At 41.7% G+C, this 13,244-nt stretch carries 11 protein-coding genes and 1 pseudogene; 8 read left to right on the forward strand and 4 right to left on the reverse strand.

Annotated features, from left to right (window positions below):
• Positions 1–15: 15 nt before the first annotated feature.
• Positions 16–918 carry a bile acid:sodium symporter family protein gene (locus tag FD724_RS07775; protein WP_256874481.1) on the reverse strand — a complete coding sequence of 301 codons (903 nt, stop codon included), beginning with the start codon at positions 916–918 and terminating at the stop codon, positions 16–18.
• 119 nt (positions 919–1,037) lie between these two features.
• Positions 1,038–1,277, reverse strand: a pseudogene (locus FD724_RS07780) (transposase); the annotation flags it as partial.
• 493 nt (positions 1,278–1,770) lie between these two features.
• Here FD724_RS07780 and FD724_RS07785 point away from each other — a divergent pair.
• Positions 1,771–3,564 (forward strand): asparagine synthetase B, encoded by a 1,794-nt coding sequence (locus FD724_RS07785; RefSeq protein WP_179072200.1) that lies wholly within the window; start codon positions 1,771–1,773, stop codon positions 3,562–3,564.
• A gap of 247 nt (positions 3,565–3,811) precedes the next feature.
• A complete protein-coding gene (locus FD724_RS07790) occupies positions 3,812–4,060 on the forward strand; it encodes a hypothetical protein (protein ID WP_179072201.1) in 249 nt (82 codons plus the stop codon).
• 55 nt (positions 4,061–4,115) lie between these two features.
• Here FD724_RS07790 and FD724_RS07795 read toward each other — a convergent pair whose 3' ends face one another.
• A complete protein-coding gene (locus tag FD724_RS07795; protein WP_179072202.1) occupies positions 4,116–5,147 on the reverse strand; it encodes a VOC family protein in 1,032 nt (343 codons plus the stop codon).
• A gap of 189 nt (positions 5,148–5,336) precedes the next feature.
• On the opposite strand from FD724_RS07795, the gene FD724_RS07800 reads away from it, so the two are divergent.
• The 6 genes from FD724_RS07800 to msrB all read left to right on the forward strand — a co-directional run bounded on the left by FD724_RS07800 (position 5,337) and on the right by msrB (position 12,202).
• Positions 5,337–5,960: a DUF3859 domain-containing protein gene (locus FD724_RS07800; protein ID WP_179072203.1), complete on the forward strand. Its 624-nt coding sequence runs from the start codon at positions 5,337–5,339 to the stop codon at positions 5,958–5,960.
• Between the two features lie 6 nt (positions 5,961–5,966).
• Entirely contained in the window at positions 5,967–7,841 is a 1,875-nt protein-coding gene (locus tag FD724_RS07805) for an asparagine synthetase B (protein WP_179072204.1), read from the forward strand.
• Between the two features lie 46 nt (positions 7,842–7,887).
• Complete coding sequence (locus FD724_RS07810; RefSeq protein ID WP_179072205.1) at positions 7,888–9,126, forward strand: decarboxylase; 1,239 nt, start codon at positions 7,888–7,890, stop codon at positions 9,124–9,126.
• Between the two features lie 179 nt (positions 9,127–9,305).
• On the forward strand, positions 9,306–10,502 hold the full coding sequence (locus FD724_RS07815; RefSeq protein ID WP_306297083.1) for a hypothetical protein: 1,197 nt from the start codon (positions 9,306–9,308) through the stop codon (positions 10,500–10,502).
• A 458-nt stretch (positions 10,503–10,960) separates the two neighbouring features.
• Positions 10,961–11,494 carry an MgtC/SapB family protein gene (locus FD724_RS07820; RefSeq protein ID WP_179072207.1) on the forward strand — a complete coding sequence of 178 codons (534 nt, stop codon included), beginning with the start codon at positions 10,961–10,963 and terminating at the stop codon, positions 11,492–11,494.
• Positions 11,495–11,707: 213 nt separating this feature from the next.
• Positions 11,708–12,202, forward strand: a complete 495-nt coding sequence (gene msrB / locus FD724_RS07825; protein WP_179072208.1) for a peptide-methionine (R)-S-oxide reductase MsrB — start codon at positions 11,708–11,710, stop codon at positions 12,200–12,202.
• Between the two features lie 139 nt (positions 12,203–12,341).
• Here the strand turns inward: msrB and murI are convergent, their stop codons facing one another.
• Positions 12,342–13,208 (reverse strand): glutamate racemase, encoded by an 867-nt coding sequence (murI, locus tag FD724_RS07830; protein ID WP_179072209.1) that lies wholly within the window; start codon positions 13,206–13,208, stop codon positions 12,342–12,344.
• Positions 13,209–13,244: the final 36 nt, after the last annotated feature.

Genomic DNA, 13,244 nt, shown 5'->3' on the forward strand with positions numbered 1-13,244 from the left:
TTGACGGGTGGCTGACTATAACGAGTTAATTTCCCGACTCAATCCGGCTAATCTACGCTTATTCCAGATTGAGTAAGGAACACCTACAAAAGCTCCCAAAATTACATAAGCTACCAGCGTCGGAATCACCTGCTGCTGTATATGATTCAAAATAGCGATAAATAAAGCTAAACCAAAATTGCGAGCAATACAGAAAATCGCTAAGATAGACCGCATATCATCATCAAGTCTGCCTAAAACGTGTCCAATTCCTAGAGAGGCAATCACCATAATCGCGATCGCTACAAGTGGTAATTGCCAAACTCTGGAAAACAGTGGCAGCCCTAAGATGCACGCTAAAATAACCAGTATTGAAAAGACACCATTAGCAATAAAAGTCAAAGGTTGGGCAATCTTTTCGGCAAATGTAGGAGCGAACTTTTGAATCAAAAGACCGAGACTGACAGGCAATATCTGTACCATCATGACTTGTCGGGCAACTTCTAAAATCGCCACCTTTTGTGAAATACTCTCAAATAAGGCGGCGAAAATCGCCAAGGTGAGGGGAGTAACAAAAACCGCAAGTATTGCCAGAGTTAGCTGAAGACTCGCTGCGTAGGATAAGCTGCCTCCAGCCCTTTGCGTTCGCTTTGTGCTTAGAGGCGCACCTGGTGAAGCTGCCAACAAGGCCAACCCTATCATCACTTCTGATGGTAATTTAAACAGTTTCAGCAAGAAAATAACCACTAGAGGAACTAGCACAATAACGGCTAGAAGCGCACGGAATACTAAGGCAGGTTTTCGCCAGAAGGAGAGCATTTTTTCAAAAGAAAGGTTGCTCCCGATGGCTAACATCAGAGAAAAAATAGTGATTTTAACGAGAATCAATAGTAAAGGATGATCCATGCCTTTAAAATGGCTAATACTGGGTGTGGCCAAAAATAGTCGCTTCCCAAGTCACAAGTTATGTAATTGGAATTGTCATTTAAAATTTGGCAAAATAAGCTAATCGGCATTTTAAAGTGTAATAGAGTCACTGTTTGCCTTGTTTCTTTACTCTTAATGACTAACTCGCCCTGATTCAATAGCTTATCTAGTAAAGATTTCAACTCATCTACTGATTGGAATAAACGACAAGCAATTCATTCTTTACAGAAATACCAGACTAATTTAATGATGTTGTAAGCCGGATTATATGCGGGGAAAAATTTTAGTAGAAAGTTATTGAGTTCTTGGGTAACTAATCTAGCAATATCTTGACGTTGATGAAAACTAGCATTAGAGACTTGCAGAGAAATAAGATACTAGCTAATGTAAAGGTTTGCGACTCAAAGTGGGTGTAAATGGTGGCTAGTACCGCAAGGCGGAATTAAAAATTAAAAATTAAAAATGAATACAGCGTAAGTGTTTTATTCATTTGGAATGGGTGGTTTATTTCCGCCGACCTGTGCTAGGCGGTTAAATTATCTGGCTGATGATTATCCCACTGCTGACAACCAATCACAGAAGACGGATTTGCACCCCGGCGCGAAGTTAACAACCACGCATAATGAGTGTATTTGTTTGAGATGATGAAAATTTTACAAACAGGACTTACGCAAAATAATGGAAAAACGAACCGCAAAGGACGCAAAGGACACAAAGGAATAAGAGTTTTAGAGAGTTATTGCGTAAGTCCTAACAAATTGTCTTTGGTTTAAGAGTGAAGGGGAGAATTCAAAGTCTCTCTCCTAAAAAAAGAGAGGTTTGTGAAATGCCCTAAAATTACTGATTATGCGTTAAAAATTTCCCATGCTATTTGATGCGTTTAAAAACCGGAAATATCCTAAAATCGAATCTATCAAAACTAACCCAACCTGGCGCGTAGCGTGGGGAACAGTTGATGAAAATTATGAAGATATCGTTTGGCGAGATGAAAAAATTTCTGTGATTGTACCATGCACAGCTTCTGAATTTCTGACGGAAAAATTAGCCATCAGTTCTGGAGGACGATTTGTTGTTGTTGGTGATATTTGGTTAACTAACCAAGTGCAGTTGCTACAAAAGTTAGGAATTGAACCGGATAGCTTTCAAAGAAGTTCTCTGCAACTGGTGGCCAATCTTTGGGAACGATGGGGTTTTGAATGTCTTCACCAACTTGTCGGGATGTTTGCGCTAGTGATTTGGGATAGAGAAAGACAAGTATTGAAGTTGGTTCGCGATCGCATCGGTGTTCGGACTCTCTATTACACTACCACTGGTTCGGTTCGTTGGATTGCGCCTCAACTGAGAACTTTATCACCTCACCGTTCATCCGATTTAGATTTGGTGGCGTTGCGAGATTATCTTTGTTGTGCCTTTGTTCCAGGAGAAAGAACGCTTTGGGAACAGGTGCGGGAACTACGACCTGGAACTGTTTTAGAATTTCCCGACCACAAAGTTGAAGCTTATTGGCAGCTTCAAGAACAGATTGTAGCAGTAGATCAACCCTTAGCATGGCATGGCGATCGCTTGCGAGAACTCCTAGACCAAGTTGTTCAAGAATATTTACCACCAGCCAACGAACCCGTTGGCGTTTTTCTTTCTGGTGGTTTGGACTCTAGCTGTATCACTGCTTTAGTAACGAAATTCCACAAAGCACCAGTTCACACCTTCTCGATTCATTTCGGTTCAGAATGTCCCAATGAGTTAGACTTTTCTAGTCTTGTTGCTTCTCATTGCCAGACGCAGCACCACATTTTAGAAATTACTTTTAAGGATATGTGGGAACGCTTACCAGAAACAATGGCCTATTTAGATGACCCCATTGGCGACCCACTGACTGTTCCCAACTTATTGCTGGGACGACTGGCGAGAGAAAGCGTAGAAGTAGTTTTAAATGGTGAAGGTGGCGACCCCTGTTTTGGTGGGCCAAAAAATCAGCCAATGCTCATCAATAGTTTATATGGCTCTGTCACCAATCAGGATGCTTTGCAAGCTTATTTAATTTCCTTTCAAAAGTGTGCTGTTGACTTACCGCAACTTTTAAAACCAGAAGTTTGGACAGCAGTACAAACAGCACCTTGGGTTTTTGAAGAAGATTTATATTCTCAAGCCAGCTATCTAAATCGTTTGATGGCAATGAACATCAAATTTAAAGGCGCTGACCAAATTCTGACAAAAGTAAGTAACTTGACTCAAGCAGCCCTTTTGCACGGTCGTTCTCCCCTGTTTGACCAACGAGTGGTAGATTTAAGCATGGAAATACCTCCAGAGTATAAGCTTTCTGGAGTGGAAGAAAAAGCAGTCTTAAAGCAAGCGATTACCTACGGTACGTCTCCGACGAACGCAGATATCTTACCAGAGGCAATTATTCATCGTCCCAAAAGCGGCATGATGGTGCCTGTGCAGTTAGGATTTCGGAAATATTGGCAGCAAGAAGCCAAAGATTTATTACTAAATCGGAATGCAGCCATCACTCCTTACTTGAACCAGTTACCTATTCGCAATTGGTTAAACTATCAAGGAGATACTTGGAGTCGTTATGGAGTAAAGCTTTGGTTACTTGTGAGTTTAGAAATTTGGTTACAGGTGAATCAAAAGTGCAGCAGTGAAAGCAAGAAATGAATACACGACGACTAGAGCCAACTTTGGGAAGTAAATAAGTTTGTAGTAAGGATTTTAACCTTTGTCTTAATAAACACTAAAATACTTACTGCGTACCAACATATTTCTGCCGTACTGTAGTAGTCAATAAAATATTTTTTTTACTACAATATGAACTTCTTCTGGAATTGGAATTTTCTACTGTGTATTTACACGTAGATAACAATCAAATCTAGAACTCTGACAAAAAATTACAGACAGCAAATTAATGACACAATCTAACTCGCAAGATAAAAATAACTTTCTTTACCCTCGTAGTCGATATTATGGTAAATTCCAGCCAGAGACTTTAGCATTTAATGCCAACCTGCAAGAATTTGCCCAAAGAATTACTTACATTTCCTGTCTAGAAACAGGCGGAAAACTATCTCCAGAAGAAGCTTACGAGCAAATTAGGGCGCTTTGGAAAGAGTTGAAACATAGCAAAAAGGAACTGTCTATTGGCGTAAATAAATGAAAGCTAGTTTTTGGGCATAGGGCATGGGCAATAACTAGAAATGCCCTATGCCCCGTTAATTAGCTTCCAGCAAAGTCCAGAAATAACCATCTGGCGCAACGAATGAGAAACTCGTCTCGCCAAACTCATTACTAATAATGTCTGTAAATTGTTGTACAGTACTTGCTTTAATGCGATCGCAATACTCCTGTATTTCCTTAACCCGATAGGTGTATAAAGACATACCCAAGCTACCTGGTTGGGCTGCTTCAAAACGCGATTCTAAATTAATAGATTCTGGGAATCGAACAATATAAAGTCTACCACTGCGTGCAGCCATCAGGTCAGACTTAGAAGAACGTGGATCATCAAAAGCAGTAACAATAAATTTTTCACCAGGGTTAAGGTCAAAAATATCTCGACCTGCTGGCGAAGATTCATAGCTAGTTTCGACATCATCACGCACACGCAGCAAACCTAAGACTTCTTCGTAAAACTTGAGGGTTTCTTTGCTGTCATCTTGAGAGATGATTCCTATATGAGTAAACTGACTAGCTTTGAGAGCAGCATTATGATTAACTTGTCCGTAATGCGGTAATGTATAGCCAAAGCGTTGAAATAAAACTTGTCGAGCTAAGGGTTGAAGTAGCAACATTTCTCGTACACCAACTGCTGGTTCAATAAAAGGACGGCTTTTCCTCTCTTTGTTGTAAATGACTTCCCAATAAGGATTAGAGTGCCTAATAGGAAAACCTGCGGCTTTTGCATCCTCTATATGATTTAAGATACTTAACACATCTGTCGTTAAGCTTGTCGCCCAACGATTTCCTTTTATTTTCATCGATGCTATTCCCAAACCTTCATGGGTGGGGTTTTGCCAAACCATCAACCGAATCAAACCATGATCTGAATTTTGGTGGTAAAGGCGAATTGAGCGTAAAGACGAATTTACTCCATATAATTGATAGGCTACATCTGCGGTTAATTCACCCACTTGACCAATACGATAGCCAAATTGCTCCCAATACTGAATTGCAGAAATTGGTTCCGGAATGCCGATACAGACTTCATAGATACCTTCAATTGCGGTTTGTTGTTCTTGAGCCATAACAATTTGGGATTTTAGATTTTAGATTGGTCAAATAAATAAAGCTTTCGGAAAGATATCTCAGAAAGAATGCGAAAAGCAACAACTTTAGGTTGTAGCTTATGATGTACCTAGAAAAGTGAGTATAGAGTTCTTCTGATTGCACGTAATCAAGAATCGCCATCAAGTTTTTTTAACAGGAGTTAAGCTATGACGCAGCGACTGACTCAAGAGCAATTAGCACAAATAGTTACCGAAGTAGAAGGTCTGCAAGTGCGTCGAGAAGCGGAACTAGACCAACAGCAGGTTAGAGAAATTTTACAGGAGTTGAATTTACCGCCTGAGTTACTAGATGAAGCGCTGATTCAGTTAAATCGCCGCCAAGCGCTGGAGGTACAGCAACGCCGCAATCGATGGATTACCTCTGGAGTTGTGGCATTCTTAGTGATAATGAGTGCATCTACAATATTTTTCATCCAGCGACAGAATTCTGCACTCTCTCGTGTTTCTGCTCAACAAGACCGCATCACCTTGGTATCAAATACTGGCGGTGACTTGAAGACAATTTCTCGCCAAACCAATCCAGAAATTTTTTACCATGTCACTTTAAAAGATGCACCCTTGGGTAAAAAGCTGGCTCTCTCCTGTAATTGGATTGACCCAAGTGGTCAAATTGTCAAGCAGAACAGTTATCAAACCCGCGAAATTAATACGTCTGTCTGGGATACCCAATGTCGCTACACGATTAATCCGGCTGCAACTGTTGGCAATTGGAAGGTGCAGATGTTGCTGGAAGGTCGGCAGATTAGTGATGAAACCTTTGAAGTGAAATAGTTATAGATGGGCAACATCCCGCATCACTTTCTTGGCTATTGGGGTTATGGCGCTCAACATGAGTTGGAGGCGCTGTTAAATAGCGTTCTGGAAAACCTCTCCCCTACAAGGGGAGAGGCTTTGAATTTTCCCATCTGGAATGTTGTTTATATAGGACTTGATGGGCATTTCGGACAGCAACAAAAGCAGGACTTAGACGCTGAACATCTGAAATCTAGATCCCCCCTAACCCCCCTTAAAAAGGGGGGAAGAGTAGAAGCCCCCTTTTTAAGGGGGTTGGGGGATCTCTTATGTGTAAGTCCTAAAAATCAAATTGCTGCTATTTCGGCATCAGGATTATTAACTTCACCCGATGCTTGGGTAAGTCTCCAAGAAAATAACTGCCTGATTTTGGGTAGAGAACCTTTCGGAAAGATGCCCTTGTATTGGACTCAGCAAGGACAAGTTATCTGGTTTGCATCACAACTGCAACTACTCTTACCAATTTTGCAACAGTCAGAAGTTAGCATTTCTGGGTTATATGGCTATAGCTGTTTTTCTTACGTTCCCACACCCTTAACCCCTGTTAAGGAAGTGTTTGCAGTGACGGCGGGAACTGAATTAGTTTGGCAGAGTGATTCTCAATCAGGTAAGCTGCAAACACCTAAATCTAAGCACATCTACTCGTGGCGAGAAGCCCCAGAACAGTTAACAGATGAAGCTACAGCAATTACCGAATTGCAAACCCTCCTTAAAGATTCCATTGAACGACAGATTGCCGATTTAAAGGATGAACCTGTTGCGGTATTTCTCTCTGGCGGACTCGATTCTTCAGTGGTGGCGGCGCTGTTGGTGCAAGCAGGGGTGAAAGTCCGCGCCTACACTCTAGATTTTGGTGATGTAGGCATTTCAGAATATCCATACTCTGAACAAGTTGCCCAGTTTCTCAAAATTCCGCTTATTAAAGTTGCAGTAACCCCAAGTTCCATCAAGAATGCCCTAATTCCCACTGTGCAAGCATTAGATTTACCTTTTGGAGATGGGGTGTGTGTTCCGTTGTATCTCTTATCTCAAAGGGCAAGTCAAGAAACTCAGGTAATTTTTAACGGCGAAGGTGGAGATCAATTGTTTGCCGGTTGGACGAACAAACCTTTAATTGCCGCAGGTGTTTATCAGGCAGAAAATCCCACCGGACAGGAAACTTTTATCCAGCAATATCTCCGCACCTTTCACCGTCTTGGGGGATACGAATCTCAAGTTTATCAGCCGGAGGTTTATGCACAGATCCAAAATTTGCATCCTGAAGATTGGCTATTGGCGGCTTTAGATCGCAATGAATGTCCATCTTTGCTGCATCGCCTCCGCCGTGCTAGTTTGATGCTCAAAGGGGCGCAGAATATCCATCCTCGTGCGACTGCATTGGGGTTTGCTCATGGGTTGTGGGTGCGATCGCCTTTTTGTGATTTACCTTTGGCAGAATGGACATTCCGCCTATCTGGAGAACTCTGTTTGCAAGGAGCTTGTGAAAAATATATCCTCAAACGGGCTGTAGAAAATTGGCTCCCGCCTGAAATTGTCTGGCGACAAAAACGGGGGATGGGGGTTCCCTTAACTTCTTGGTGTTTAAATGATTTTTGGCATCAGCTAGGCATCTGGCTCAATCCAGAAATACTTCGCGCCAATAACCATTTTTATCCGCACATTGCGGCCCAAATCGTTGAAGGCAAACTAGGAGCAGCTATTCAAGGTAGGCGGATTGGTGAAACTCTCTGGTTACTTATTATGTGGCAACTTTGGCGATCGCACGTCTTAAATGAAGAACTAGGTAAACAATCCTTGGATCATCCTTTTTGGTTACATCGTTGGCTATGGAGAAATTACAAGATAATTCGTAATTCGTAATTCGTAATTCGTAATTCGTAATTTACTGTATCAGTATTTTTGGTAAATGGTATCAAACAATCTAACTCAAAATCGTCTTAATCCCCCATTCTCCAGGGAACTTGCTCAGGAGTTACTGAATAACTACGGTTCTCCGCTTTATGTTTATAATGGCGATCGCTTACGCGAAACTATTGAGGGCATTACTAAAGCAGTCAGTTATCCCCGCACGCAATTTCGGTTTGCAAGCGTTACTAATGGCAACATTGCGTTGTTAAAAATTTTTCGCTCATTTGGGTGGGGACTTCACGCTAATACCCCAGGAGATATCTACCTGGGATTGCAAGCTGGTTTCGATCCTAGTGAGATTGTTTACAGTGGTAGCAATTTGAATCGGGCTGAGATGTTACAAGTCTTAAATTGGGGAGTTACAACTCTCAATCTCGATAGCCTTGCTCAATTGCAGTTATGCTGCGAAGTTTTACCCAAATGCAGAGAGAAATATATTCGGCTGGGTTTGCGCCTCAATTTGCCAGAAATTACCGGAGATAGCCGCATTGGTGTGCGTCCTGAAGAATTTGGTGATGCGATCGCTTTAACTCGTGAGGTTGGATTAAAGCTAAGTGGTTTACACTTCTATCGAGGGACTGGAACTAATGCCACAGAAGCATTTACCCAGGTGATTGACACAGTAATCGCCACAGCACAACAGTTACCAGATTGGGAATATTTAGATTTTGGTGGTGGCTTTGGCTACCCATATCACCACAATAAAACAGCCTTTGACTGGGAAATGTTTGGGGCTGAGTTAAGCGAAAGAATTACTCGTTTAGGACGGAAAATTGATTTAGTGATTGAACCGGGACGAAGTGCGATCGCAGGATGTGCAACTTTGCTTGCTCAAGTTGTTTCTGTGAAATGGCAAGGAGAAAAACAGATTGTCGGAGTTGATACCACCGTTGCCAATCTTTCAGTACCATCAGTACACGGCGGCTACCGAGAAATCGTCACCTGGAAGCAAGCAGACAATCTTCACTCTTTATTCACAACTGATATTTGTGGTAACACTACTTATTCACGAGATTATCTGGGTAAAAATTGCCAACTCCCAGCGTTAAAAATTGGTGATATCGTTGCCATTTTAGATGTCGGTGCTTATGGTTATGCTATGTCGTCTCACTTTTTACACCGCCCCAAACCTGCTGAAGTCTTGCTAGAAAATGGCACACATCGCTTGATTCGTCGGCGGGAAGACTACAGTGTTTTACTAACAAATCAGGTTCTTGATAATTCCCTCCTTTTTTAAGGGGGGTTAGGGGGGATCAAGCCTCATCTGAAGCGTATTGGCTAACAATTAATAAATAACATTGGGCAACCATTATGAAGTGCATTAACTGCGGAACTGACAATAAACTAAAAGACAGGACAGCTAATCAAGGTCGGTGTATAAAATGCAATTATCCCTTTGCCTTTGAACCGACCAGTATGAGTAAAGTTAAAATTACTGATCCTTTTTTTGCAAAGGCGATCGCTGATATTTCTGCAAATCACACCTTATTTTTTACACCCAAGCAACTGCTTTATTTATTAGATAATCGGATAAAATCCAAGTCTACCTCAATATTTGGTTTGTTATTTATATATTTATTTTTTAATATTTGGACACCAGGATTCGTAGGTGGATTTGCTTCCTTCTTGTTTGGTGCTAATTCTTTTTTGACAGTATCTATTCTATTTAATATATGCTTTGTATTATATTTATATACAAAATCTACATCAAAGAAAACACATCTTAAGCCTCGCCAAGAATATGCTAGATGCTTACAAATAATAGGAGGCATTATTCTTGCTGTAGGAATTTATGCTAGCTTAATTATATATAAATCGTTTAGTCTATTTGTCATCGCCGTTATTCTAGGGATGCTATCGATATACTGGGGAACTCGACAGCTAGGACAAACTAAATTTGCACAGGAGTTTTCATTTTCTCAAAATGATTTTCAAGGTTGGTTAAGCCGATGGCAGAAAATCAATGGTTCAATTCTTAAAATCCTACCTTTCCCGCGTGAGGAAAATACACCAGCTACGGTTAATCCTGATGTGACTGCTTACAGTTTCGATAGATTAGTCGTTTGTGATAGTGCTACTATTGCTCAACTATTAATTGCTAATAATTTTCACTTTGAAAATAACTGTGCAATTCTCAGCATTACTGGATATCCGCAAAGCATTTTTGACACCACAATGCAAATGCTACGCCGCAATCCCGATTTAAAAGTATATGCAGTTCATGATTGCAATCCACGAGGAATTGGTTTAGTTCATCGTCTTAAAACCAATGCTAGTTGGTTTCTCAATAGCGAGATTGCAATTATTGATATCGGATTAACGCCAAGTCAAATTATCGCTACTAAACGCGGAATGTTCATTCAATCTTCTCTAGATTCGGCGCAAGCAGCTAAACAATTACCTCAAGAGATTCGTCAAACTTTGTCTGCTGAAGAATTAGCATGGTTAGAATCTGGAAAGTTTGTGGAATTAGAATCTTTCTCTCCCCAAAGGCTGATTAAAGTCCTGCAAAAGGGTATTGCTGGCAGTCGAAATCTAGAAAGTGATGACAGTAACTTGCTTTTAGTAGGGGATACTGGTAATGATATGTATGTTGTTCAAAGTTTTGGTTGATCTAGCCAGAATGCGTAAGCGTAGCCCGTTGCAGACATCACATTTAAAAATATACAAAATTCCCCTCAGACTGGAAGTCCATTGCTCATAATAGAAGGTTGAATTCCTGCTAGAGAGCATTCAATACTTTTCGGGTTTTGGGGAAAAGGGGAAAGGGAAAGGGTTTGAATTTCCCTTTCCCCATTGCCTTTTAACCTTTCCCCAGACCAAAAGAGAGATTATTGAGTTTATCCGAAAAGTATTGAGAGAGCATTCGCTTTTGCAGGAAAACTTTATACAGCAATGGTAGTTTTGTGTATATTAGTTTACTTATTCCTAACCTTCTGTTAAATTAACCTTAATGTACGCCAAACCTATTGATTTACTGTACTTGGGTTTTCAGCTACAAACGTGGGTAGCCATCTAGCTCACTGGCAATAGGCGCAAAATTCCATTCTGTCTCTAGGAGGAAAAAGGTAATGGGGCCGATGTTTATTACTGCCAACGATTGGCCACATATAGCGTTTAGATTGTCTTTGGCGCTTCTGGTTGGTTGCCTGATTGGATTTAACCGTCAACAAGGGGGCAGACCAGCAGGGATGAGAACATTTATGCTGGTGAGTATGGGAGCAGCACTATTCGTAATGATTCCTTTGCAGGCTGAAGGTGATAGTCCTTATGCTGCCACCAATGCACTGAGTCGCACCATTCAGGGTGTAGCTACCGGGATAGGATTTCTCGGAGCCGGATTGATTTTACAAGAGTCTCCTAGAAAATCTGCGACACCAAAAGTAAAAGGTTTAACTACAGCCGCCTGTGTCTGGACTGCGGCCGGTTTGGGGGCTGCGATTGGTTGTGGTCTGTGGCAAATGGGATTATTAGGAGGGCTACTGACCCTAATTACCCTCAGTGGGGTAAAGCGACTCAATCGCGCATTTGTATTTTTGACGAATCAGGGTAAACAGGGGACTACTCAGGAGTTAACAACCACCTCTGATGAAGATGATGATTGAGCGTCCCTACACATCCAGGTGTATTCAAAATCAAGTCAACTTGATTCCGATTCCTTACAGTGTTTGATTGCAGAATAATTTTTTGTTTCTTAGCTAATTTTAATCACTTTATCAGCGCTAATTCAGAGCGATCGCTGATTATAGTGATTAAGTAGGGAATTCCGTACTGGAGTTGATTGGCCAGTTAACCGGAAAATAGAAAATAATAGATATATGGACAAACGGTATTTTTTACAAGCTAGTGCGGTAATAGTCGGCACAGCATTGTTATCAAGGTATATCAACTGGGGGGCAAAAGCGATGACAACTTCTAATAGTGGATTTGAAATTACCAAACCAGAAGAAGAGTGGCGCACGATTTTAACGCCAGAACAGTTTAATGTATTGCGTAAACACGGGACTGAACGCCCTCACACCAGCTCATTAGATAAGGAATACGACAAGGGTACTTATTATTGTGCCGCGTGTGAACTGCCACTGTTTACCTCTGATACCAAATTTAACAGTGGTACTGGCTGGCCAAGCTTCTTTAACCCGATTGAAGGTGCGATCGCTACTACTGTAGATAAGTCGCTGTTTATGACCAGAGTTGAAGTACATTGTAGCCGTTGTGGTGGCCATCTTGGTCATGTTTTTGATGACGGCCCTGCACCTACAGGCAAGCGCTACTGTATGAACGGTGTTTCGCTGAAGTTTACTCCCGCCTAATTTACGTTTCACTTTAAGGTTGATACAAATAGGCAGCAGAGGGACAAGGAGACAAGACGAATAAGGGAAAATGATTATCTCCCCCCTCTCCCTTGTCTCCCTTGTCTTCCTTCTCTCTTCCCCCTGCCCCCTGCCTCCTTCAAAGAAGTTGGGAAATAGCGCTATCAGTAAAGCGAACCTCTTCAACCATCGGGGTATAGCCTAGCCATTGCACTCCTGACTGGGAAAATTGTTGTGGACACCCGCTAACGGCGAAACGAGTTGGTAGTGGCAGGTGAGTATTTTTTAAGCCTAGCAAGTCTAACTCTTGGGCACAAGCTGCCACGACATGAACAGCTGGGTCAACTAGCTTGACTTGAGAGGGGAGGAGCGATCGCAATACTGGTGTAAGGTGGGGATAATGGGTACAGCCATGAACTAAGGTGTCAATTTCTTGCTCTAGTAAAGGCTCTAAGTAGGCTCGTGCCACTTCAGCAGTGTAGGGGTCATGAATCCGATTTTGCTCAATGAGTGGCACAAACTCTGGACATCCTACTTGCCAGACTTGAACATCAGGAGCAATTTCAAGGATGGCGTGCTTATAAGCATTACTTTTTGCCGTAGCTGGAGTGGCAATTACACCAATGCGTTTTCCTTCCTGCACCGCAGCTTTTGCACCCGGTAGAATCACCCCTAAAATGGGTATGTTGAATTCTTGACGGACGGTTTCTAGGGCTAGGGCAGAACTAGTATTGCAAGCCATAATTACCATTTTTACCTGCTGCTGTTGTAGCCAGGTAAGAATTTCGCGCGTAAATTGTAAAATTTCTGCTTGTGAACGAATTCCATAAGGAAGTCGGGCTGTATCCCCAAAGTAAACAATTGATTCATTGGGGAGTTGCCGATATATTTGTCGCAGTACCGTCAATCCACCCACACCACTGTCAAAGATGCCAATTGGGGCACGTTGGGGTTCTTGAGCCGAAAAATCGTCCAGATTCGCTTCAAAGATCGAAGATGAATACACAGGCTGATATTAATTTAGGTTTTGGGATTTAAAATA

The sequence above is a fragment of the Nostoc sp. C057 genome (assembly GCF_013393925.1).
GTDB lineage: Bacteria > Cyanobacteriota > Cyanobacteriia > Cyanobacteriales > Nostocaceae > Nostoc > Nostoc muscorum_A.